Source organism: Vulcanisaeta distributa JCM 11217 (genome assembly GCF_001316005.1).
In the GTDB taxonomy this organism is placed as follows: domain Archaea; phylum Thermoproteota; class Thermoprotei; order Thermoproteales; family Thermocladiaceae; genus Vulcanisaeta; species Vulcanisaeta distributa_B.
Window position 1 is genome coordinate 55,117 of record NZ_BBBJ01000006.1, and the last position, 20,512, is coordinate 75,628.

The following is a 20,512-nucleotide window of genomic DNA, read 5'->3' on the forward strand; positions in this document are numbered from 1 at the left end:
CACCTAAGCCTAATTTTACTTAAATCAACGGAGGCAGGAATAACCCCCCCTTCCTAAACCTACTCACATCGGAGTTGAGTGGTCTCGTGGCGTCAATACCAACCTTAGTGGTTATGCCCTGTATGGGGGGGTCGATGGCGACAGGGTCTAGCGTCGAGCCCCCCCTGGCATATTTTATAAGCACCAGGTCTTCATCAGCCTAAACCTAGTTGCTATCGCCCACTCAATCTCGCTTGGGTCATCAATGTTTACGTCATCATCAACCACCACGACGTGCTTAAGGCTCGGGTGAGCTGCGAAGCCGCCATGATCGCGTTCTTAGGATCACCATCACTCTGCTTCTTAATGGCAATAACCGCATGAAGCCATCCACAACCACCATCGGTGAGCCTGACAGCCTTGACTTCAGGGACTACATTACTAACGAACTGCCAGATCTTAGCCTCCTTCTCAATACCCATTAGTAGCTTATGCTCAGAATAACCAGCCACGAGGGCTTGGGCAATTAATGGGCTGTCCCTCCTAACGTAAATTCTCGTGACCCTAACGACGGGTTGTTCCCTAACCTCATCATACGTACCCAGTATGTCCATGCACGGCCCCCCCTCCCTGGCGGTCTCTTTGGCCGATATATAGCCCTCCATCACGACCTCCGCATACGCAGGTGCGGGCACTCCATTATCTAGGACCTTAACCTTAAGTGAACCATCAAGTAGGGCATTGGCCATGTTTAGCTCGAAGACGCCGAAGGATGGTGATGAGGCCGCAGCGACCAAGATGGCCGGGTGTAGACCCCATGAGATCGATATTGGCGTGTCCTTACCGATTTCCCTATTCCTCATGTAAATCCTGTATAGGTGCCTGGGCACGAGCCTAATGACGAATTTATCAGGGCCTATTGGGGTTAGCCTATGGATGCTTGCGTTTAATATGCCGTCTTTAACATCCATACCCACGACAACCGCGCTCGTTAGACAAGGCCCCGGCTCAAGCTCGAAGTACCTAGGTATGGGTATTTTTGTTAAGTCAACATTGGGTAAGGGGGGGTCATAAACAGCATCGTTGGTCTCGCTCGGCTTATAAGATGATGCGGCATCCTCAGCCCAAAGAAGTCTTTTGTAAAATTCGACATCGTTCCTCACATTGAGCGCCCTGTACACCTTATCCCTGGTATTAACTACATTACCAACCACGTGGACCCCCTTGAACTCACGCACGTTAGTGAACTCCAGTGTTGGCCCCTTGTCAAACCGCGTGATTACGTAGGGTATTTCATAGTTAATACTCAGTTCCTCATCAACAAACCTCAAAACACCCTCATCCCTTAAACCCATTAGGTACTTTCTTAAATCCATCAATTCTGCGTTAATTTTAAAGTAAAATAGTTTTTCCGTGTTGTTAGAGTTGGTGTTGTGGTTTTAGTTTTATGCCTATTCCCGGCGTCTCTGGCACGTAGACCTTGCCATTCCTCGCATACATTATTGACTTGGGCTCGTCAAATACGTCGAATATGGCACTCCTAAGTGGGTTGTCGGGTGCCGTGTACTCAATCCACATGGTACCTGGCTTAGCGGCAACGAGGTGGGCACTGACTATTGGCATTAGGTGTGGTGAGACAGGTATTCCATAGGCCCTAGCCAATGCCCAAACCCTGAGCCACTCGGTAATGCCGCCCACATGGCCCACATCCGGCTGGACAATATCAACAGCTTCACTCTCGAGTAGTAGCTTGAAGTCGTAGACCGTGTGATGCTGCTCACCGGCAGCAATTGGTATACCGCAAACCCTCTTCAACCTTTTATAACCCTCAAGGTTGTCTGGGTGTACGGGCTCCTCAATCCAAAACAACTCATACCTCTCCCACTTCCTGCACATTCTCATTGCCAGGTTTAGGTCGTAGGTGCCGTTCAAGTCAACCATCAACTTAACATCAGGTCCAACAGCCTCCCTAACAGCCTTAATGCGCTCGGTGGCCTCCTCAGGGCTAACGGCCGTTAAGGAGCCCCTAATCTTAACAGCATCAAAACCCTGCTTAACATACTCAAGGGCCTTGGCTGCGAGCTCCTTGGGCGGTAGTTGATGGGCCGTGTTCGCGTATGTAGCACCTCACTCCTATAACCACCGAGCAATCTCCAAAGGGGGGGCTTATTAGCCTCCTTAGCCAGTAGGTCCCAGATGGCTATGTCAACACCACTAATTGCGTGGATAACAAAGCCCCTCCTACCCCACCTGGTCAACCTCTGGAAAAGCTCATCCCAAATAGCCTCATACTCAGTAGTGTCCCTACCAACAACAAACCTGGCAATAACCCTCCTAATGAACTCTGCGAGTAGGTCGGAGAAGTAAACACCCTCCTTAATGTGGTGGTAATCAGTCACATAACCAATACCCTCACTACCATCCTCACCAACAACCTTAACAACAACCATATCATTCGCAGAACCAAAATCCGGAATCTCAAGACCAGCCCTAAAAACCCCCCCAACCCTAACCTCCCTAATCTTCACAATTAACTGTGGGCACCTTAACTTATAAGTTATGATTATTACTTATTCAGTTAAACTTATCGGGCCTTAACCTGCTCAAATATTGTGTAACCGCACTTACCGCAAGCCCATCTAGGCACTGGGACTTTGTGATAAGCCATTACTGAGCCGCACCTTGGCAAATTCTCCTAAGAAACTTTATGGTACCCTTCTCATAATCAACTTCATACCACGTGTGCGCCCTTGCCTTAACCTCCTTTGGCACAGTCATGGCTTAACGCATCCCTTATAAAGATTTTTCCTTCGTCGCGGTGGGTCATAAAATCCTTATAAGGAACTTGCTGATTTACTGCTTGCGATGATTGATGTGGCCAGGGCTGAGCCGTGATGTAAGGTCTCCCTTCCTGATTCTCACCACTGCGACACCCACTTTGTATTTTCATACTCCTCAAGTACGTCTTGGTAAACCTTCTTAGTCCAGCGGGCGATCCTATCCCAGGTATACCACCTGAGCACGGAGTCTCTCGCATTCCTTGCTATGTTTCTCCTCAACTCATCATTACTGAGTAGTATCTTGGCGGCATTTATTATCTCATCAACGTTATTAGGCGCTACCTTAACGCCGTTGTACCAATCACGCACTATCTCATCAGGTCCGCCAATCCTCGTCGTGATTACGGCCAAGCCCGCGGCCATGGCCTCGAGTATTGTTATTCCAAAGGGCTCATACCTACTTGGCAGTATTGCCAGGTCTGATACCTTCAATATTGAGTAGAGCGTCTCATCATCAACCCTACCCGTGAAGTATACCTTATTCCAAATGCCCCAGTCATGGGCCAGTCCCATTAAGTACTCCCTCATTGGACCATCACCAACAATAAGAAGCTTCAGGTTCCAATCCCACCTCAGTAATTCCTTAAATGCCGCCAGTACTAGGTCAGGCCCCTTCTCATGAACAAGCCTACCAACGAAGACTATTATCTTCTCACTGGGCATTGCGTATAAATCCCTAAAGTCAGGCCTCACACTTACCGAGTCTATGTAGGACACGTCAATGCCGTTGGGTATCATTATCAGTTTATCCTTTGGTATCCCATGCACCATCGAGACCTCGCTCATCATGTAATTACTACAGACAATAACCTTCCACGCCTCGTAAGTCGTCCTCCATTCCCACGAGTGTATTATGAATTGCTCCTCATTATGGATCCCGCCGCGCCTACCGGCTTCGGTGGCGTGTATCGTGGCGATTAAGGGCTTATGAAGTAAATGCTTTAACGCAATGCCTGCGGGCCCTGTTAGCCAGTCATGAACGTGTATTAAATCGAACTCCCACTCATCATAGAGCCTGAGGGCCTCCTCAATCATCTCCTCGTTGAAGTTTAGAACCCACGTGATGAAGCCCGTGGACCTGAACCTGAATGGATCAACTCTCCTAACATGGACTCCCTCAACCTTCTCGGAAGACGGTGAGCCGGGTAGCGCTATGCTCATTACGGTGGTATCAACGCCATCCTTAACCAAGTGCCTGGTAATATGATAAACATGCCTTCCCAACCCACCGACCATGTGGGGGGTGGGTATTCCCAGGATAGGTGGAGAACGCGAATTACCACGGGTATAAATTCCCATACTTATTTAAAAGTAAGATTCTACGATAAGTAAGCGGGTAAGCAACCGTGTAATAAAATTTAAAATTCAATGGGAATAACTTACCGTGTGAAGATCGTACTTGTTGCCGTACCTGGCAGTGGTAAGTCAACGACGCTGAAGTTCGTTAAGGAGATGCTCCCTGACATAACCATTGTTAACTACGGTGATTACATGCTTGAGATTGCCAGGAGACAGTACGGAATTACCAATAGGGATGATATGAGGAAGAAGTTACCTGTGGAGGAGTATAGGAAGGTTCAGGAGCTCGCGGCTGAGGAAATCGCTAAACTACCTGGGGATGTGATCATAGATACTCACGCAAGCATTAAGGTTCAGGGAGGGTTTTACCCAGGCCTTCCTGACAGGATAATAACTAAGCTCAAGCCAGATGCCATAGTCCTCATGGAGTTTGACCCAAAGGACATACTTGAGAGGAGGGCTAAGGACGTGGGTCTTAGAGATAGAGAGCAGGAGTCGCCTGAGGATATTGAGATGCATCAATTAGCCAATAGGTACTACGCCTTCGCTGCGGCCAACGCAGGTGAGTGCTCCGTGTACATACTGGACTTTAGGAAGAAGCCTCAATCAAGGCCCTTTGAACATGCCGAGATTGCCGCGAGGTTCATCGTTGATTTAATACTGAGGAATAGAGGTGCTAGTAAGTAAAGTCATTATCAAGGCGCGAAATGCTTAAAATAGTATGAGGTTTCTCGAAGGGTTGTATGAAGGCCTTAATCATAGTTGCCGATGTATCGTATAAGGGGGGGAGTACTCAATGACAGTACAGGCACTTAGGCAGTTGGGTATGGAGGTTAGTACTGGGTTGGTAAGTAAGACTGCCGATGTTAATTTCGACATTGATCTAACGGATAAGTTTAGTGAGGATGTACTTGATGGTTACGATGTCGTAGCTTCATAGGTGGTTATTGGGCCTACTATGCCGTTACCGGTAAGGAAATCCCAGGTAGAGTCAAGCCCATGGTTAATAAGGAGGCCTTCGAGAAATTACTTACGCACTCAATAAATAGTGGTAAGAAGACAATACTTCCCTTGGCAACTCCAGCTATGCAGCTAAGCTTGGCTTGTTAAGAGGTAGGAAGGCGACGGTATACCCAACCACGGATTTAATAAATATTCTCAGGAATAACGGCGTTGATTACGTGAATGAGGATTTCGTAATCGATAACAACGTTGTAACCCTTAAGAGGATGGCCGTGGAATTCCTTACCAAGGCCCTTAGTAAGTAATCATTATCCTAGAATTGCTAACTTAATAGATTGAGTATTTCCCTGACTAAGAATAAAGAAATAATTTAAATTTATCCGCATGCCTCGTCTATATTAATAATGGCTTCGACACAGCGTAAAGCATTGGAGATGTACGAGATTCCTCGGGTCGTGGTATTCGGACCAAACGCCATCAGTAAAGTACCCGAGATATTAAGTAAGGTGGGGGGGCTTAATGGATTAAGGGGGGGTTTAGTCCTCATTGGTCCTCACTTCGGTAAGCACTTAATTGATAAAATCGAGTGTAGGACCTGCGATGTTGAGGAAATTGATGAAATAAGTTCCGATAGGATCATCGAATTATCGAGTAGGTACGCCCACATTACTGATTATATAATAGCCCTCGGTGGTGGTAGGATAATTGACTTTGGTAAGGCCATGGCGTACATCATGAATGTACCCTACGTATCAATACCAACAATAGCATCCCACGATGGCATAGCGAGCCCCTACGTATCTCACGTACTTCAACTCGATCTTAATAAGCATGGAGTTGGTAAGGTTCAGAGGTCGCCAATAGCTATTATTGCCGATACGTCAATAATACTCGAGGCGCCAAGGAGGTACTTACTGGCTGGCATTGGTGAGTTGGTTGGTAAGTTGATAGCCGTTAAAGATTGGGAATTAGCGGTTAGGGTTAAGGGTGAGGAGTTCAGCGAGTATGCGGCGGCCCTCGCCAGGGATAGCGCATTAATAGTCCTTAGGAATAGGGATAGGCTAAAGGTCCATAGTGAGGAGAGTGTTAGAATAGTGGTGAAGGCTTTGCTCGGCTGTGGGGTTGCGATGGCCATTGCCGGCAGTTCAAGGCCGTGCAGTGGTTCCGAGCACTTGTTCAGCCACGCAATAGACCTGTTAGCTAGGGAGAGGGGGGGGTTTAGACCCGCACTGCATGGTGAGCAGGTGGCGCTTGGCGCGATAATGATGGCCTACCTACACGGTATGAAATGGAGAAGGATTAAGTCATTCCTACAGAGCCTAAACATACCGGTTACGGCTAAGGAACTCGGTCTTGACAGAGACGTAATAATTGAGGCATTAACGATCGCGCATAACGTGAGACCTGATAGATTCACCATATTAGGGGGGGCGGGCTTGACGCGCAAGGCAGCTGAGAACGTCGTTGAAATTACGGGTGTTGCCTAACGCGGACTAAATGACCCTAATCAATACGTAGCTAAACACGAGACCAATAATTATCGATACTATGAAGCCAAGTATTAACTCGTTGAAGTACCTCAGGTTTATTATCCTAAACCTATGAGCTGCCCCCCCGACACCCACTAAGCCGAAGGACGTGGTTACCGTGACAGGCATTGGCACTGAGTATATGGTCCCGATTTCCATGGCCATGAATGAGAATAACTGAACCGTGAAGCTGGTTAAAGGACCCAGCGTGAATAGGCCTGTGCTGAGTCTATACAGTGTTCTCCAACCAATTAGTAATACGCCAAGTATTGAACTAATGATAATAAGCAATAACCCCTTATAACTAAAGTTTAGTAGTGCCCATAGTAACCCAAGGTTATTTGCACCGAAGGAGAAGGATAGCAGGAAGACTGTGAGTATGGATAATACGCGGTAAATGCCCACGTACCTAAACGATAATCTCGAGAGGGCGCCTAGGGATTTATAGAGAATGTATGAAAGAAGCATAACGATTATGGGCAGGGACAACCAATAACTAAGTACGAAGACCGCGTTCCTCAGCACACGCCCCAACGCCAGCGAGGCACCCACTAGGCTTGCGTATAAGGAGCCTGTTAGTGACATTGGAACCCTCATGCTTTCGCCGACTATGAATATCACTATGGTAACGGCCATGGCCACCATGCAACATCGCCACTCACCACATTAGCCTCATGTAAGTACCTTGCAGCCATAACCCAAGTACATAGCCAAGTAATGCAATTACTACGGCGTACTTATAATCAATTGACTTGGAACCAACGGCAGCACCAGCGTTGGCTGATAGGTTATTTCCAGAGACTAGGAACGAAAGCGAGAATGCCAAAGCGTAATTTATAAACAGCGTATACGCCATACTAGGCGGGTATGACCCTTTAATAGCTTTTAAACTCAACCTACGTACTATTATCGCCTCAAATCATTAATTATTAACTCGGCAACCCTCTTACCACTCATTATCATTGAGCCGAATATAGGCCCCCATCCTCGGTAGCCCATACACGGCAGCAACCGCCATACCCGTCACGTAAAGACCCTCCATAACCCTACCCGTGTACTTAACGACTAAGTCCTCGGCAATCGAGGCATACGCCGACTTCTCACCAGGCACCTTTAAGCCAAGGTCTGGGTTTTTCCTCGCGGCCACCGTCACGACCTCGGCATCATGCCCTGTGGCGTCGACTACGGCCCTAGCCTCTATGAAGAATGGGTCTGTGTGTATGTTAGCCATTTGTATTGATGACCAGTAAACAGCGAGACCTGCTATTCTCGGGGGATTATCCCTAATTATGACATCCTCAACGTTAATTCCAAGCAAAAACTTAGCGCCTGCATCGATGGCCCTAGTTGCGAGTTTTGCCATCATTTCGGCAGGGTCAATGGTGAATAACCCATCACCCATGTCCTGAAGCCTAACGCCGAAATCCTCGCTAAGGATCTCAGAGGCCGGGGTCTCAATGACTATGCTCGGTAAGTGGCTTGCAGCACCGCCAATACCACCACCAAAGGAAAACCTCCTCTCAAGCACCACGGTCTTTAAACCAGCCCTCGCCAGGTAGTAAGCCGCCGTCATGCCCGATGGACCAGCGCCAACAATAGCCACATCAACGCTTGAATACTCATCAAGTATTTTCAGGGCACTCCTTATTATTGCACGGGTAATGCTCGACTCCGAGATTGATACGCCCGCCATACAATCACCAAATTATTATTCATAAATAAACAAGTTATAAATTAATTCCCCCCCTTATTAACTAATGACCTGCCCAAAGCCCGTGAACTTAAAACAAAACAAAACCCACAGGAACTAACACCAGGGTGGCGCCCCCCCGGCCGGGATTTGAACCCGGGTCTGCGGCTCGACAGGCCGCCATACTAGACCGGGCTATACCACCGGGGCTACGTAGTGATTGGCTTTGTTGAGAATTTAAGTTTTTTGCCCTGATTGTTTGTTGGCGCCGTGCTAGGAGACTTCTTATTATAGTTATTATGGATTTAAATGCGGTGTTGCGTCTGCATTTCCTGTCTAATTATTGACTGAGTAAACGCTTTAAATTGGCAGTTCCCCCCCGCCTTAGGTATGGCGGTGAATAATATGAATAGTAACATGGGTGATAAGGAGGATGAGGAGTTGAGCAAGTTATTAGAGAAGAAGGCTAAGGAGTTGGCTAGGGCTGTGGGCAATGAGCCTGTTGAGTTAAGTGCTGATAGTTTTGACGATTTCATAAGGAGTAGGAGGGTTGTGGTTGTTGATTTCTGGGCGCCTGGTGTGCACCGTGCTTCCTGCTCGAGCCAATCCTAAAGGCGCTGGCTAAGGAAATGCCATGCGTTGGTTTTGGTAGGTTAAATACGCAGGAGTGGCCTGACGTTGCGGCTAAGTACGACGTAATGAGCCTACCGACCGTGATAATATTTAGGGATGGTGAGCCCGCGGATTTCGTGGTTGGTGCAGTGCCTAAGAAAATAATTGCTGATAAGATAAGGAGGGTTCTTAACGAGAATTAAAACAACAATTTTTACATAAATAAATAACCTAGGTTACTTAATATTCTCCTCCCTCTCAACCTCACCAAGTGACTTGTCAAGTACGTCTATGGCCTTATCAATGTGCTCCTGCTTAACGGTTAATGGTGGTGCAAACCTAATGACATTGCCATTCCAACCGCTGGTCACGAAGAGAACACCCCTCTTCAACGCCCTGTTAAGGCATATATCACTTGTCTCCTTGGTCGCCGGCTCCTTGGTCTTCCTATTCTTAACGAGCTCAATACCGATCATGAGCCCAATCCCCCCCTGACCTCGCCAATGAGTGGGTGCTTGTCGTAAAGCTCCATTAACCTCTTCATTGCGTACTCACCCATCCTCTTGGCATTGCTTAACAGCTCCTCCTTATGCATGTTGTAGTAATCAACTGTTGCCTTAACCGCAGCCATAATCAATGCTGAGGCTCCAAAGGTCGAGTGCTCATCATTCAACTGCATTGCTGAGGCAATCTCCTTTCTAGTCACCACGGCGGATGCCGGTAATCCGCCGGTCATGCCCTTAGCCGCGACAACAATGTCAGGCTTAACATTGAATTGCTCAAAGGCCCAGGTGGTGCCAGTCCTACCCATGCCACTTTGTACCTCATCAAATATTAGTAATATGCCATACGTGTCAAGGACCTTCTTCAGTCTCTCGAAGAAGTCCATCGGCGGCACCACAATACCACCAACACCCTGTATTGGCTCAGTGACTAGGCAGCACACGTCCTTAATCGCCACGTAATTGATGTAATATTCAATGGCCTCAACGGCTGCCTTACCGCACTCCTCAGGTGGCATGTCACCAAATGGGCACCTGTATGGGTATGGGAATGGCGCTATTAATGTGCCTGGCGGTAATGGGCCATACTCCTTCCTCCTCATTCCATGGTATGAGCCTGTTAGGTAAGTCCTACCGTGATAACCACCCATTAGGTACATCACGTACGTATTCTTCGTATACCTCTTCGCAATCTTCAGCGCTAATTCAATCCCCCCCTCAGAACCACTTAACTTGAAGTGAACCTTATTGTACATGCTCTTATCAGGGAATAGACTCAGCACAGCCTTCGCCGCATTCAGTAATTCCTCGGTATACCAATTATAGCCATTGCCGGCGATTAAACGTTTTGCGGTTTCGGCAATCGCGTCGGCAAGACCTGGTGGGTTATGACCGAGTAGTGCCGTGGTTACTACGGTCATGAAATCCAGGTAAGTATTCCCATCAACGTCATAGACGTAGATGTCACGGGCCTCCCTAACAACAATCCTATGGGTTGGGTATAAGTTCGTCATTAAGTATTCATCTAGTTCCTTAAGGATTTCCTCGGTCCTTCCCATTAAGTTCATTAAATGCCCGCTCCTTTTAAGTTTAATCTGCTAGTTATTTCTTTCCATAAAATATATAATATTTTTTCCATAATATCTTCAGCATTTTTGAGAAAAGTTTCTCTAAACCAGCGCAATCTATAAAGATAAATAGACTATGTATTCATTTAGAAAGGTTTTTAAGAAATGAGTTAAGATGAGCGTCGGTTTCTATGGAGGAACAAAAGCAGCAACCGCAGGAGATTAAGGCGGTCTCTGAAGTCTCATTGGTGATTACGTCACCACTCGATTTATTGTTTAATCCAAGGTCCGTCGCAATAATTGGAGCCACGCCTAGGGAGAATAGCGTTGGCGGGGTTATCACGAAGAACCTACTCACTAAATTTAAGGGTAAGGTTTACTTAATCAATCCTAAGTATGATGAGGTTAATGGCATTAAGTACTATAAGTCAATACTCGATATTCAAGACAGTATTGACTTAGCGGTCATAGTCGTCCCGGCGCCGGCCGTTCCTAAGGTCGCGGATGAATGCGCCAGGAAGGGCGTTAAGGTCACAATAATAATCAGCGGCGGTTTTAGCGAGGTTGGTGAGGAAGGCGCTAAGCTTGAGGAGGAGTTAAGGAGAGTTGTTCAAAATCGCATCAGGGTGCTCGGTCCTAACTGCATTGGTGTTTATAATGCGTTTAATGGCCTAGACACGTTCTTCCTCCCTGAGGATAGGATGGGTAGGCCCAAACCTGGCCCCCCCGTAGCCTTAATAAGCCAAAGCGGTGCTGTGGCTGGCGCAATCCTTGATTGGGCAGCCAGGAGAAACATCGGCGTTGGGTTAGCCGTGAACTACGGAAACAAGCTCGATATAAACGAGGCAGAGCTTCTCGAGTACTTTGCCAGGGATAGTAGGGTTAAGGTTATTGTAATGTACATGGAGGGGTTGAAGTATCCTGGGGGGGAGGGGAAGAAATTACTCGAGGTCATGAAGGAGGTATCCAGCGTTAAACCAATAGTAGTTTATAAGGCGGGTAGGACTAAGGCGGCCACGGGCGCCGTTAAGTCTCATACGGCTGCTCTGGCGGGTAATTACGAGATTTACAGGGCAATGCTCAAGCAGGCCAATGTGATTGAGGCAGACAACCTAACGGATGCCTTCGACATGGCCAAGGCACTGGCCACACAGCCATTACCCAGGGGGGGCAACAGGGTTTTAGTCATAACTGATAGCGGTGGTATGGGCATTCAATCTGTGGATGCCCTTGACATGCGTGGGCTTCAGGTTCCTGAGCTATCCGAGAGTCTCCAGGAGATACTGAGGAAGCAATTACCTCCTTTAGCCGTCACACGAAATCCCATCGACTTGACGGGTAGTGCCACGGATGCAATGTACAAGTTCGTACTGGACACGGTACTACCAACGAGCTACGTGGACATGGCCCTGATAATAGCCTTAATGCAGATACCTGGCTTAACGGCTAACCTGGGTAATTACATCATTGAAGCTAAGAGGTTCAATAAGCCAATAGTAGTCGTTAGCTTTGGCGGTAATGAGTATGTGGCTAAGTTTGAGAGCCACCTTGAGGAGAATGGGATACCCGTCTACCACGCACCACATAGAGCTGCCAAGCGTTGTGGGCGTTGTATGAGTACTCAAAAATAAAAGGCGTGGCTAAGGAGTGGTGGTGAGGGGGGGTATGAACCCAATAATTACGAAGGCCCTTGAGGAGGGTAGGTATAAACTGCTTGAGCATGAGTCCTTTGAACTACTTAGGCAGTATAACATACCTGTTCCAGACTTTGCACTGGTTCAGGATGTTAATGAGGCGTTGAAGGTTGTTAAGGACATAGGCTACCCAGTGGTGCTTAAGGTTGTTTCGCCCGACATAATCCATAAATCAGATGTTGGCGGTGTAATACTCAATATAAGTAATGATGATGATCTCAGAAGCGCCTGTGAGAGAATTAGAAATAACATTAAGGAGAAGGCCCCCCCATACGCCAGGATAAGTGGCTTCCTAGTGCAGAGGATGGTGCCCGAGGGCCTAGAGACGATAATTGGTGCGACTAAGGACCCAATCTTTGGTCATGTAATAGCCTTTGGTCTCGGTGGAGTAATGGTTGAGGTACTGCAGGACGTGAGTTTTAGGATTGTGCCTATCACCGAGGAGGATGCCAGGGCAATGGTTAGGGAGATAAAGGGCTATAGGCTCTTCAATGGCTATAGGAACATGCCCGTGAGGGATGAGGAGGCCGTTATCTACATAATAACGAAATTCTCAGAGCTCCTATCTGATAATCCAAACATTGTTGAGGCCGACCTAAACCCAGTCATTGTGCTTGAGAGGGGTAAGGGCGCGTACGCGGCTGATGCTAGGTTCATAATAGGGTCTGTGTGAGTTCGTGAGTTAGGTTTAAAATTAATACCGTGGTTTCCGCCTTGTATGAACAAGGCACTACTCCTGTTTAGGTTAAAGATGTCACTCGCAATAATAGCAATATTACTATTAGGCGCCGCGTTTACGTACGGCATCATGTGGTGGTTGTCGGGAGGGTCAATAAGCGGCATCGCACTTGTCACCAGCCTAGTACTCATGGCGTTTTTCCTAACGCTATTCCAGTGGTTGATTGGCCCATTCCTAATTAATGCCATGTATAGGCTCATGAAGTTAAGCCTGATGACCCAACCTACGGCTGGGTCTATGACATGGTCGCTGATGTTGCGAGGGCTAACGGCTTTAAGGACGTGCCCAAGGTCTACATAGCCGATGTACCATTCCCCAATGCTTTCGCCTATGGAAGTCCAATAGCTGGTAAGAGGGTCGCAATAACGCTACCCCTACTAAGGATATTAAAGCCCAGCGAGTTGAAGGCTGTCCTTGGCCATGAGATTGGACACCTAAGGCATAGGGATGTGGAGGTCTTGATGGCCGTTGGTTTACTGCCCACGGTCATTTACTGGCTTGGTTGGTCACTCTGGTGGGGGGGTGGTTGGTGGGGGGGAGGTTGGTCCGAGGGTAGGAATAACGGTGGCGGCCTACTACTCCTAATAGGTTTAGCTCTTATCGCCGTTAGCTTCCTATTCCAATTATTCGTCCTTTACATTAATAGGTTGAGGGAGGCCTACGCGGATATTAACGGCGCATTAACCGTAGAGAATGGTGCCCGCAACCTACAGAGGGCCCTTGCAAAGATAACGCTTTACATGGATCCAAACGTGGTGAAGAGGACTACGAACGGCACATTAAGGATGCTATTCTTCGCACCGCCAGTCAGCACTGAGTATATTGAGAGTAATGTTGATGATTTAATAGAGTATTGGAGCATTATAAGCCATCAATTTGGGAGGAGCTGTTCATGACACACCCACACCCAGCAAAGAGAATACAAATGCTTGATAGGATTGCCGAGTCATCTCCGTAACACAGATTAAATAAATTAAACGCGTGTAAGAAGATTCTTATAAATTTTTCAATTTTTCCTTAACTCTCCTTCACAGCTGATTGAAGATAGAGAACCCTATACCTATTCCTCAGCTTAATCAGTGCGAAGGTGAATATTTGCTCGCCATTAACGTAATTGCTCGTTGTTGTAACCCTCACGTACCTGGCATTACCAATTTCATTTGTTACATTACCGTCTATGTCGAAGAGCACTATGTCATTAACGCTTAACCCAATATTTGTTAATGTGTCCTTAATGCAATCAATGACTAGGGCCTCATCAATATCATAGCATTTACCGCTCATAAACTCATTCATTACCTTACTATGTAGTTCATAAACCCTCCTATCTAATCCACTCATCCAATTACCATAATTACCCAGTTAAATATACCTTACCTAGAATCCAATGCCCAGGGCTTTGGGTAATGCTTATTTTTGGTAAAGCAGTGTTCCACGTGATGGAGGTAATAAACACAGGTAGGAGTGTGATGGATATGCTGAATGAACTCCTCAACGACCTTAATAGGGATGATTTATCGCTCATTGAGAGGTTACCCTACGTACGTGAGTACGAGAGGTATAGGGACGTGATTACAAACATACTAAGGGAATTTCACATAGCGTTGGTCCTCGTTAGATTGACGTTTAATGATGGTTCTCGTAAGGGCTACGTCTTCCTAATAAGGGGGGGTGAGGGTGGTGAGTTGGGTAAAATACCTACGTCTGGTGTTGTTGAGGGTTATGTAGTGAGTATTAAGGGTAATGACAGGAGGAAGCTCCTGTATAATTCAGTGGCGTTTAACAGGGCTGATGACGTGGCGTCAAGGATCATGGAGTTCGCAAACATGTATAGGAGGGCCGAGGAAAGGATATCACAGCTTCAGCTTCTTCGTGAGGCTGAGAAGGATTACGCATTATTCTATGAGGAAGCCGGCGATTAAGGCTTAAATTAACCACCATTGCCAACTAAATACTGTGAAGAGCACGCCCTTACCTGAGCTTAAGGTGATGAATACCGCCGGTCAGATATCATCCCTTCATTAACTGCACCTGCGCCTTCAGCCTATTCCTAATCTCATTAATCATTGAGTACGCCTCCTCAGGACTTGGTATCCTGGACCTAGCCCTATAATACCTATAGACCTCCTCCTCAAAGTTCAGCTCAGTCATTACGCCCCTACTATTCAATATTTTCATTGCATCCCAGGGATCCTTAGCATCGATTAATAAATTAGCCAATGGTAAATCACTCATCGCCTTCTTAAGGTCTAGGTAATACGTTATTGATGAGGATATATCAAGCCTAACGTACCTAGTACTACCTCTTATACCCACATTACCGTGATATCCCCCCCTCGCAGCCCTAAACACTAACCCACTGGCTTCAGTTATTGCCTTACTGAGTATGTCCTCAAGTATCATTAGGTCGTTTCGTGTTGGTCCATAGGCGCCCAGGAATGCGCCCTTACTGGCTAATTGACTTATCCTCATTAACACGTAGTCCCTATCCAACTCGCCATCCACGCCAGGACCTGCGACACCCAGTATTACCGGCACATTAGTTATATCCTGAAGCCTACTTAGAACGGCTACTGAGTAACTATCGGCAAGTGGGCTGTATAGCCCATCCTCATTACCCAGGGCTAGCACGTCACCACCAACATCAATTCCTATCACGGCGTCAATGCCGTACCTACTCACGTAGTCACTGAGCTCCTTAGCCACATTACTGACGGAACCACTAATGCTTATTCCCAATCCATCATCCTTAATGATGCTTAATACATTGGCTATTTGGGGAATAACGCGCCTACCCTCCCTAACTGCGTAGGTATCTCCATTAACGATGGCCAAGTAATCACCAAGGGCATTAGCATTCCTAAGTTCCTGAACCCTAATGGGTCCCGGCACAACATCGTTCACGTACCTCTCCCAAAGAACTGCGCCTAATACAGCCTCCTTACCCTCATTAACGGCTAAGCTATAAGTGATCGTAGAGCCAACGACATCACCTCCACCACCAATACCAATCACCAGAACACTCCTTACATCAAATCCTACAACCTCATCAAGCACAATGATGTCACATTTTAAATCAATTTAAATGTATTAACTGAATATCACAATTATACACTACTTATCATTATTAATCATGCCACTAACTGCAAAGTAATATGTATTATTTACATAGGCATTAATTACCACCACGACGTAGAAACTACCGCTAAATTCCAAGCCGCCGCTGCACATACTTTCCCTGGGTGAAGCATGTAATGTATAGTCTATGACCCCCCCCAATAAACAGTGCAATTACTCATTCGCTTAATCATCCTAAAGACACCAACGTAACTCAGTGTTACGTTTATACCATGATAATCACCGCCAATCTTACCCGCTAAGTAATTAGCTATGTTTTGCGTAGTCTCCGTTATATTGCTAGCGTGAATTGTAACATTAGCATTTAAATTATTAATAATGTTATTAATAACCTGTGAGTAATAACATAGATTGAAGGGATATGTTACGACAACAACTCCCTCAACGGTATTTGACTGTGTAATTGATTGAATGACTGCGCGATAAATGGTCTCATTACCCTCGCCATAAACCTCATAACTAATTACCCTATACCTCACGGCATTACCAGTCTCATTACTAATAGTGTTAAGGGCTTCACTCAGGGTTTCCGTTAGGTTCCTGGCGATAGTACTGCATGAGTAATTTATTGGATTCATTATAACTAGGCATGCATCATTATGTAATATCTGTGGTAGTGTGTCATTCAATTGCCTAATGACGTTAACGGAAAGGAGATAGGTATTCTCAAGGGTTAATGCCTTTGATGTCTCGTTACTTACGTAATTTATTAAGTACGTGGTTAATGAAATCATTACCAGCAAAACTATGATTATGGGTAGTAACGACTTGTAAATCATTCATAATCACCTAACGTAGGCAACATATACATTAACCTCCAACCTGGAATTATTGGCTGCAATTCTTGGGCATATAATTAGGTAATTATTGGTCATTACCTCATCCGTTATTACGACATGGTTCAGATCAACACCACCCGTGAAATTACCCAATTGGCACTCAATGAATAGGTAGGTTCCAATTGACGCTTTATAATCAATTATTGATAATTTCAATAGTAGGTTTGTTAGGTATATCGTGAGTATGAGTATTACGATTACCAGAGTGATTGAAACTAATAGGTCAGGGAATATTAAGGAGTCTACGAGAGCCATTGATTATCACCATGGCGTAATTACTCACGGAATTTGCTAAATAAAGTACTTTTAGTAGGAAGCTTTCAATGACTATGATCATCACGAATATAATCACAATCAATATCGCTGTGAGTACGTACCTAATCATTTAATCACCGAGTTAATCCATTGAATAATTGAATTAAGCTCTCGAATAAGCCCTATGTTACTCCTTATTAACTCTACATAAAATGAGACGACGATTATTGAGAGTATCACCGAAATTACCGTGAGTATTAGTGATCCATACTCCTGAAACAGAATGTTCAGCGCCTCCTCAAGAGACTTCACAATTAAATTATTGTCAATTCGATATATAAGCCACTACAGCATTGATCATTGGGAAAACAGGCGCGTGCTGCTGATTACGTGGCTTATTAACCGCTTCACCTCATCAGCCAGATACCTCCTACACTCAACCTCAAGTACCTCACCCTTAACATGCCTCTCCTCACTAAGTGCCTCCTCAATGGTATTTCTCGTAATTATTTCGTAAACCCTCGCCTCAACCTTACCATCACTAGCCCTAACCACACGACCAACCCTCTGAATCATTTGTCTCTGGGAACCTGTTCCAGAAAGTATTATTGCCACATCCGCATCCGGCACATCAACGCCCTCATCGAGTACCGTCGTCGTCACAATAACCTTATACACGCCCCCCCTAGCAAACGCCTTAAAGATCGAGTCTCTGTCGCTCGTCTTAGACGTTATTAGCGCAGTGATGGGTCCCAACTCCTCCTTAAGGACTTTATACAACTCCTCGGCCTGCTTTATGAACTGGGTGAAGACAATGATCTTACTACCAATGTTAACCTCAGCCTTCACTATCTCCTTGGCAACGCCTATTTTGGCGCTAGCCGTACTCGCTATATTCCTCAGGACAATCGCGTTATCACCAGCCTCTCATAGCTCCTTCTCTCCTCAGGTGTTAAGTCAACGTATATCCTGAAATGCCTAACTGGAACGACCAATTTAGCCTCGATCATGTCCCTATAATCAGCCTGATAAACAATATCACCGGCACTTAGGAAGATCAGGTGCTCATTATTATCACTCCTCCTCGGCGTGGCGGACAATGCAAGCCTAAACGGCGCCCTAAGCCTAAATGCAACCTCCTTGAAGGTATCGGCAGGAACGTGGTGCGCCTCGTCAAACGTGACCAAGTCAAACCTATCACTTATCTCAGCTATCCTATTAACTGCCGAGTTGTAAATCGCCACAGTAACCTCCCCTAATATCATCAAAACCACCACCCAACCTACCTGCCCTAATGCCTAAGTACTTCATTATCCTTTCGTACCATTGATTCATTAGTTCTTCCGTGATTACGAGTATTATCGCTGGCACCTTCACAGTGGCCAGAGCCTTGAGGGCTATGAAGGTCTTACCGCCACCAGTCGGTACGACAATCGTACCCCCCCTCTTACCAGCCTTCAGCCAGGCATCGAGAGCTCTCTCCTGAAAGGGCAGGAGCTTAACCTCATCCTTAGGGACTTGTATTTGCCTTGGGCTCCATGGCAGGTCAACCACCTTATAACCACTCTTTACCAGTAATTCCCTTACCGTATCCCTGAGAAATACGGGGAATCTAATCACGACCTTATTGCTTTCTCGAACAATGTCGTCCTTGCGTACGAGCCTTAAATCACGCTTATTCAGATTACCCTCCTTATCGGTGACGTAGTACGGTATGGTTAAGCCCCCTCAACTTCTCATAGAGCTCCTTAGATAGAAAGTGCAGTTCAGCACTATCAAGCTTAACTTGACCGTCCACCACTCAATCCTCCTCATGAACAAGTCCCTTAACTTATTATTGGCCAGGGCAAACTCACGAGCCCTCCTAAGGGCTAGTTCCACATCACCAATCACTGGCTTGCCAATGAGTAACTGCCTAATGTTATCCACGGCCCTATCAACATACTCCTCAAATGAGGATACACCGCCTATGTAATTCCTATCACTTTTAATGAAGTCCCTTATTAGGCATGACAGTGAGATAATGTATAAACCACCCTCCTCGCCCAACACGCAGTCGCTTGGTATGGAACCGAGACTTCCCAAGTCCTCAACACCGATTACACCACCTGACGAGTTTACGAGTATAGTCCTCATTAATTTCTCAGTCTCCTCACTAGTTAGTTCAAGCAATTCCTTCAGCTCTCTAATCAACGAGAGTGAGTAAACCTTGCCAGACCAATACTCGCCATTCCACCTAAACCCCCCCAGCTCCTTCAACCTATCCTTAACCCTCGATACCCTATCCCACGGCCACTCCCTCCTAATCTCAACACCGCCATTTATGACAACCCTAAATAGCACTAACCATGTATTAATTGCACAGTACTTAAAACTTACAAAGGTTTAATCTTCATAATCCTCAATGAACCTAATTGACTACCCAAGATGGCCATCACTCGCGAGGGAGTCAATACTCAATGTGCCTATGGACTTGAGGAGTACTAGGCTGAGCATTGACGGTAAGGTCATTGATTATAGCGAGGAGGTTGATTCAGTGGTCATTACGGGGATGGGTGGTAGTGGCGTTGTTGGCGACATAATCAATGACCTGTGCTGGTTCTGGGATTGCAGAGTACCCATAATTGTAAGTAAGAACATGAGGTTGCCAAGGAGGTTGTCAAGGCCGTTGGTTATAGCCATTAGTTACTCGGGTAACACCGCCGAGACCATAATGAGCGCCAATGAGGCGTTGTCCAGGGGGGGATATCCAGTGATTGGCATTACGACAGGCGGTAGGTTAAGCACGGCACTCAGTAGCAAGGGCGTACCCGTTGTCCTAATCCCAAAGGCCTCAGCACCCAGGTATGGACTACCCGCGCTGCTATACCCAGCGCTCCTTATCCTGGAGAGGTTCGGCATTACTTCAATAACTAATGAGTTGGAGAGCGGTATTGCCGGAATCGAGAATGCCCTTAAGCACGTTGACGATGCGACAAACCTAGCTAAGCAGTTAATGAATTCAATACCCGTGGTTTGGGTCACAGAGAGTAGGCGCGGTGTTGGTATTAGGTTTAAGAACGACCTTAATGAAAACGCCAAGTACTACTCGGTGGTTTCCGTAGTGCCCGAGGGCGCCCATAACGATATAGCCGCGGTCACAACGAAGCAAGGCGGTTTAAGGCATGTGGCGATAATGGGACCCAATGATTATGAGGCTTATATGAGGAGGTGCTCATCGACGTGTTATCCTCGTTTGGAGCGAAGCCAATAATCATAAGGCTTGAGGGTAGGACGCCCCTGGAGACTGAGATGTATGGTGTGACGTACCTGGGCATGGTAACGCTAGCGTTGGCCGAGTTATTGGGCGTTTGAGCCTGTATCCA

At 46.4% G+C, this 20,512-nt stretch carries 29 protein-coding genes, 1 tRNA gene and 5 pseudogenes; 12 read left to right on the plus strand and 23 right to left on the minus strand.

All coding sequences use genetic code 11. The features are described 5' to 3' along the window. Positions 1-19: 19 nt before the first annotated feature. The 7 genes and pseudogenes from JCM11217_RS15005 to JCM11217_RS07370 all read right to left on the minus strand — a co-directional run bounded on the left by JCM11217_RS15005 (position 20) and on the right by JCM11217_RS07370 (position 4,055). Positions 20-184 (minus strand): hypothetical protein, encoded by a 165-nt coding sequence (locus JCM11217_RS15005; protein WP_243678698.1) that lies wholly within the window; start codon positions 182-184, stop codon positions 20-22. Next, entirely contained in the window at positions 175-267 is a 93-nt protein-coding gene (locus JCM11217_RS15010) for a UbiD family decarboxylase (RefSeq protein WP_243678699.1), read from the minus strand. The genes JCM11217_RS15005 and JCM11217_RS15010 overlap by 10 nt, the downstream gene beginning before the upstream one ends. After that, on the minus strand, positions 249-1,355 hold the full coding sequence (locus JCM11217_RS07355; protein WP_243678700.1) for a UbiD family decarboxylase: 1,107 nt from the start codon (positions 1,353-1,355) through the stop codon (positions 249-251). The genes JCM11217_RS15010 and JCM11217_RS07355 overlap by 19 nt, the downstream gene beginning before the upstream one ends. 43 nt (positions 1,356-1,398) lie before the next feature. Continuing rightward, positions 1,399-2,010, minus strand: a complete 612-nt coding sequence (locus tag JCM11217_RS15015) for a mandelate racemase/muconate lactonizing enzyme family protein (protein ID WP_243678773.1) — start codon at positions 2,008-2,010, stop codon at positions 1,399-1,401. Continuing rightward, entirely contained in the window at positions 1,995-2,507 is a 513-nt protein-coding gene (locus JCM11217_RS15020; RefSeq protein ID WP_243678701.1) for a hypothetical protein, read from the minus strand. The genes JCM11217_RS15015 and JCM11217_RS15020 overlap by 16 nt, the downstream gene beginning before the upstream one ends. A 56-nt stretch (positions 2,508-2,563) precedes the next feature. Beyond that, positions 2,564-2,757, minus strand: a pseudogene (locus tag JCM11217_RS07365) (30S ribosomal protein S27ae). Positions 2,758-2,897: 140 nt separating this feature from the next. Then, the gene (locus JCM11217_RS07370; RefSeq protein ID WP_243678702.1) at positions 2,898-4,055 is read right to left on the minus strand and encodes a glycosyltransferase family 4 protein; all 1,158 of its coding nucleotides are present in this window, start codon (positions 4,053-4,055) and stop codon (positions 2,898-2,900) included. A gap of 150 nt (positions 4,056-4,205) precedes the next feature. Between JCM11217_RS07370 and JCM11217_RS07375 the strand changes: the two genes are divergently transcribed. The 4 genes from JCM11217_RS07375 to JCM11217_RS07385 all read left to right on the plus strand — a co-directional run bounded on the left by JCM11217_RS07375 (position 4,206) and on the right by JCM11217_RS07385 (position 6,568). Beyond that, positions 4,206-4,805 carry an adenylate kinase gene (locus JCM11217_RS07375; RefSeq protein ID WP_054842529.1) on the plus strand — a complete coding sequence of 200 codons (600 nt, stop codon included), beginning with the start codon at positions 4,206-4,208 and terminating at the stop codon, positions 4,803-4,805. Positions 4,806-4,914: 109 nt separating this feature from the next. After that, entirely contained in the window at positions 4,915-5,058 is a 144-nt protein-coding gene (locus tag JCM11217_RS15025; RefSeq protein ID WP_243678703.1) for a hypothetical protein, read from the plus strand. A gap of 163 nt (positions 5,059-5,221) precedes the next feature. Continuing rightward, a complete protein-coding gene (locus JCM11217_RS15030) occupies positions 5,222-5,386 on the plus strand; it encodes a hypothetical protein (RefSeq protein ID WP_243678704.1) in 165 nt (54 codons plus the stop codon). A gap of 99 nt (positions 5,387-5,485) precedes the next feature. Further along, positions 5,486-6,568, plus strand: coding sequence for a sn-glycerol-1-phosphate dehydrogenase (locus JCM11217_RS07385; protein ID WP_054842530.1), 1,083 nt, complete (start codon positions 5,486-5,488; stop codon positions 6,566-6,568). A gap of 6 nt (positions 6,569-6,574) precedes the next feature. On the opposite strand, the gene JCM11217_RS07390 is transcribed toward JCM11217_RS07385, so the two are convergent. The 4 genes and pseudogenes from JCM11217_RS07390 to JCM11217_RS07405 form a co-directional block, all read right to left on the minus strand. Continuing rightward, on the minus strand, positions 6,575-7,255 hold the full coding sequence (locus tag JCM11217_RS07390; protein ID WP_054842531.1) for an inorganic phosphate transporter: 681 nt from the start codon (positions 7,253-7,255) through the stop codon (positions 6,575-6,577). Positions 7,256-7,268: 13 nt separating this feature from the next. Next, complete coding sequence (locus tag JCM11217_RS07395; protein WP_054842532.1) at positions 7,269-7,466, minus strand: hypothetical protein; 198 nt, start codon at positions 7,464-7,466, stop codon at positions 7,269-7,271. A 50-nt stretch (positions 7,467-7,516) separates the two neighbouring features. Next, positions 7,517-8,303, minus strand: a pseudogene (locus tag JCM11217_RS07400) (sulfide-dependent adenosine diphosphate thiazole synthase). A 126-nt stretch (positions 8,304-8,429) separates the two neighbouring features. Then, positions 8,430-8,510: transfer RNA gene (locus tag JCM11217_RS07405), tRNA-Asp, on the minus strand. A gap of 180 nt (positions 8,511-8,690) precedes the next feature. Here JCM11217_RS07405 and JCM11217_RS15035 point away from each other — a divergent pair. Next, a complete protein-coding gene (locus JCM11217_RS15035) occupies positions 8,691-8,912 on the plus strand; it encodes a hypothetical protein (RefSeq protein WP_243678705.1) in 222 nt (73 codons plus the stop codon). Between the two features lie 17 nt (positions 8,913-8,929). After that, positions 8,930-9,115, plus strand: a complete 186-nt coding sequence (locus tag JCM11217_RS15040) for a thioredoxin domain-containing protein (protein WP_243678706.1) — start codon at positions 8,930-8,932, stop codon at positions 9,113-9,115. A gap of 33 nt (positions 9,116-9,148) precedes the next feature. Here the strand turns inward: JCM11217_RS15040 and JCM11217_RS15045 are convergent, their stop codons facing one another. Then, on the minus strand, positions 9,149-9,388 hold the full coding sequence (locus JCM11217_RS15045; protein WP_243678707.1) for an aminotransferase class III-fold pyridoxal phosphate-dependent enzyme: 240 nt from the start codon (positions 9,386-9,388) through the stop codon (positions 9,149-9,151). Continuing rightward, on the minus strand, positions 9,385-10,473 hold the full coding sequence (locus JCM11217_RS07415) for an aminotransferase class III-fold pyridoxal phosphate-dependent enzyme (protein ID WP_243678708.1): 1,089 nt from the start codon (positions 10,471-10,473) through the stop codon (positions 9,385-9,387). Before JCM11217_RS07415 ends, JCM11217_RS15045 begins: the two co-directional genes overlap by 4 nt. A gap of 200 nt (positions 10,474-10,673) precedes the next feature. On the opposite strand from JCM11217_RS07415, the pseudogene JCM11217_RS07420 reads away from it, so the two are divergent. From JCM11217_RS07420 to htpX, 4 genes and pseudogenes are all read left to right on the plus strand, one after another. Beyond that, positions 10,674-12,139: pseudogene (locus tag JCM11217_RS07420) on the plus strand (CoA-binding protein). Beyond that, on the plus strand, positions 12,130-12,849 hold the full coding sequence (locus JCM11217_RS07425) for an acetate--CoA ligase family protein (RefSeq protein WP_243678709.1): 720 nt from the start codon (positions 12,130-12,132) through the stop codon (positions 12,847-12,849). Before JCM11217_RS07420 ends, JCM11217_RS07425 begins: the two are co-directional and overlap by 10 nt. A 45-nt stretch (positions 12,850-12,894) precedes the next feature. After that, positions 12,895-13,215, plus strand: coding sequence for a hypothetical protein (locus JCM11217_RS15050; protein WP_243678710.1), 321 nt, complete (start codon positions 12,895-12,897; stop codon positions 13,213-13,215). Beyond that, positions 13,158-13,811 (plus strand): zinc metalloprotease HtpX, encoded by a 654-nt coding sequence (gene htpX / locus JCM11217_RS07430; RefSeq protein WP_243678711.1) that lies wholly within the window; start codon positions 13,158-13,160, stop codon positions 13,809-13,811. Before JCM11217_RS15050 ends, htpX begins: the two co-directional genes overlap by 58 nt. 121 nt (positions 13,812-13,932) lie before the next feature. Here the strand turns inward: htpX and JCM11217_RS07435 are convergent, their stop codons facing one another. Continuing rightward, on the minus strand, positions 13,933-14,256 hold the full coding sequence (locus tag JCM11217_RS07435) for a hypothetical protein (RefSeq protein WP_054842533.1): 324 nt from the start codon (positions 14,254-14,256) through the stop codon (positions 13,933-13,935). 98 nt (positions 14,257-14,354) lie between these two features. On the opposite strand from JCM11217_RS07435, the gene JCM11217_RS07440 reads away from it, so the two are divergent. Further along, positions 14,355-14,837, plus strand: a complete 483-nt coding sequence (locus tag JCM11217_RS07440) for a hypothetical protein (RefSeq protein ID WP_243678774.1) — start codon at positions 14,355-14,357, stop codon at positions 14,835-14,837. A gap of 88 nt (positions 14,838-14,925) precedes the next feature. Here the strand turns inward: JCM11217_RS07440 and JCM11217_RS07445 are convergent, their stop codons facing one another. From JCM11217_RS07445 to JCM11217_RS15075, 9 genes and pseudogenes are all read right to left on the minus strand, one after another. Continuing rightward, positions 14,926-15,972, minus strand: coding sequence for a DUF1152 domain-containing protein (locus tag JCM11217_RS07445; protein WP_054842535.1), 1,047 nt, complete (start codon positions 15,970-15,972; stop codon positions 14,926-14,928). A 57-nt stretch (positions 15,973-16,029) separates the two neighbouring features. Continuing rightward, positions 16,030-16,194 (minus strand): hypothetical protein, encoded by a 165-nt coding sequence (locus tag JCM11217_RS15055; protein ID WP_243678712.1) that lies wholly within the window; start codon positions 16,192-16,194, stop codon positions 16,030-16,032. Next, entirely contained in the window at positions 16,179-16,832 is a 654-nt protein-coding gene (locus tag JCM11217_RS07450) for a hypothetical protein (protein ID WP_054842536.1), read from the minus strand. The genes JCM11217_RS15055 and JCM11217_RS07450 overlap by 16 nt, the downstream gene beginning before the upstream one ends. 6 nt (positions 16,833-16,838) lie before the next feature. Then, a complete protein-coding gene (locus tag JCM11217_RS07455; protein WP_054842537.1) occupies positions 16,839-17,147 on the minus strand; it encodes a hypothetical protein in 309 nt (102 codons plus the stop codon). Further along, entirely contained in the window at positions 17,116-17,277 is a 162-nt protein-coding gene (locus JCM11217_RS15060) for a hypothetical protein (RefSeq protein WP_243678713.1), read from the minus strand. Before JCM11217_RS15060 ends, JCM11217_RS07455 begins: the two co-directional genes overlap by 32 nt. Further along, the gene (locus JCM11217_RS07460; protein WP_054842538.1) at positions 17,274-17,459 is read right to left on the minus strand and encodes a hypothetical protein; all 186 of its coding nucleotides are present in this window, start codon (positions 17,457-17,459) and stop codon (positions 17,274-17,276) included. The genes JCM11217_RS15060 and JCM11217_RS07460 overlap by 4 nt, the downstream gene beginning before the upstream one ends. Positions 17,460-17,504: 45 nt before the next feature. Continuing rightward, positions 17,505-17,996, minus strand: coding sequence for a helicase-related protein (locus JCM11217_RS15065; RefSeq protein ID WP_243678714.1), 492 nt, complete (start codon positions 17,994-17,996; stop codon positions 17,505-17,507). Positions 17,997-18,046: 50 nt separating this feature from the next. Beyond that, positions 18,047-18,701 (minus strand): annotated as a pseudogene (locus JCM11217_RS15070) (DEAD/DEAH box helicase family protein). 174 nt (positions 18,702-18,875) lie between these two features. After that, on the minus strand, positions 18,876-19,490 hold the full coding sequence (locus JCM11217_RS15075) for a hypothetical protein (RefSeq protein WP_243678715.1): 615 nt from the start codon (positions 19,488-19,490) through the stop codon (positions 18,876-18,878). Positions 19,491-20,142: 652 nt separating this feature from the next. On the opposite strand from JCM11217_RS15075, the pseudogene JCM11217_RS15080 reads away from it, so the two are divergent. Beyond that, positions 20,143-20,501 (plus strand): annotated as a pseudogene (locus JCM11217_RS15080) (hypothetical protein). Positions 20,502-20,512 lie beyond the last annotated feature (11 nt).

Coding starts and splice junctions, on each gene's coding strand:
- JCM11217_RS07355 (WP_243678700.1), bottom strand. CDS start 1,355: ATGGATTTAAGAAAGTACCTAATGGGTTTAAGGGATGAGGGTGTTTTG.
- htpX (WP_243678711.1), top strand. CDS start 13,158: ATGGTCGCTGATGTTGCGAGGGCTAACGGCTTTAAGGACGTGCCCAAG.
- JCM11217_RS15060 (WP_243678713.1), bottom strand. CDS start 17,277: ATGATTAGGTACGTACTCACAGCGATATTGATTGTGATTATATTCGTG.
- JCM11217_RS07395 (WP_054842532.1), bottom strand. CDS start 7,466: ATGGCGTATACGCTGTTTATAAATTACGCTTTGGCATTCTCGCTTTCG.
- JCM11217_RS07390 (WP_054842531.1), bottom strand. CDS start 7,255: ATGGTGGCCATGGCCGTTACCATAGTGATATTCATAGTCGGCGAAAGC.
- JCM11217_RS07370 (WP_243678702.1), bottom strand. CDS start 4,055: ATGGTCGGTGGGTTGGGAAGGCATGTTTATCATATTACCAGGCACTTG.
- JCM11217_RS15025 (WP_243678703.1), top strand. CDS start 4,915: ATGACAGTACAGGCACTTAGGCAGTTGGGTATGGAGGTTAGTACTGGG.
- JCM11217_RS15040 (WP_243678706.1), top strand. CDS start 8,930: ATGCCATGCGTTGGTTTTGGTAGGTTAAATACGCAGGAGTGGCCTGAC.
- JCM11217_RS07455 (WP_054842537.1), bottom strand. CDS start 17,147: ATGGCTCTCGTAGACTCCTTAATATTCCCTGACCTATTAGTTTCAATC.
- JCM11217_RS15045 (WP_243678707.1), bottom strand. CDS start 9,388: ATGATCGGTATTGAGCTCGTTAAGAATAGGAAGACCAAGGAGCCGGCG.
- JCM11217_RS07450 (WP_054842536.1), bottom strand. CDS start 16,832: ATGATTTACAAGTCGTTACTACCCATAATCATAGTTTTGCTGGTAATG.
- JCM11217_RS15035 (WP_243678705.1), top strand. CDS start 8,691: ATGGCGGTGAATAATATGAATAGTAACATGGGTGATAAGGAGGATGAG.
- JCM11217_RS15050 (WP_243678710.1), top strand. CDS start 12,895: ATGAACAAGGCACTACTCCTGTTTAGGTTAAAGATGTCACTCGCAATA.
- JCM11217_RS07440 (WP_243678774.1), top strand. CDS start 14,355: ATGGAGGTAATAAACACAGGTAGGAGTGTGATGGATATGCTGAATGAA.
- JCM11217_RS07415 (WP_243678708.1), bottom strand. CDS start 10,473: ATGGGAAGGACCGAGGAAATCCTTAAGGAACTAGATGAATACTTAATG.
- JCM11217_RS07435 (WP_054842533.1), bottom strand. CDS start 14,256: ATGAGTGGATTAGATAGGAGGGTTTATGAACTACATAGTAAGGTAATG.
- JCM11217_RS07385 (WP_054842530.1), top strand. CDS start 5,486: ATGGCTTCGACACAGCGTAAAGCATTGGAGATGTACGAGATTCCTCGG.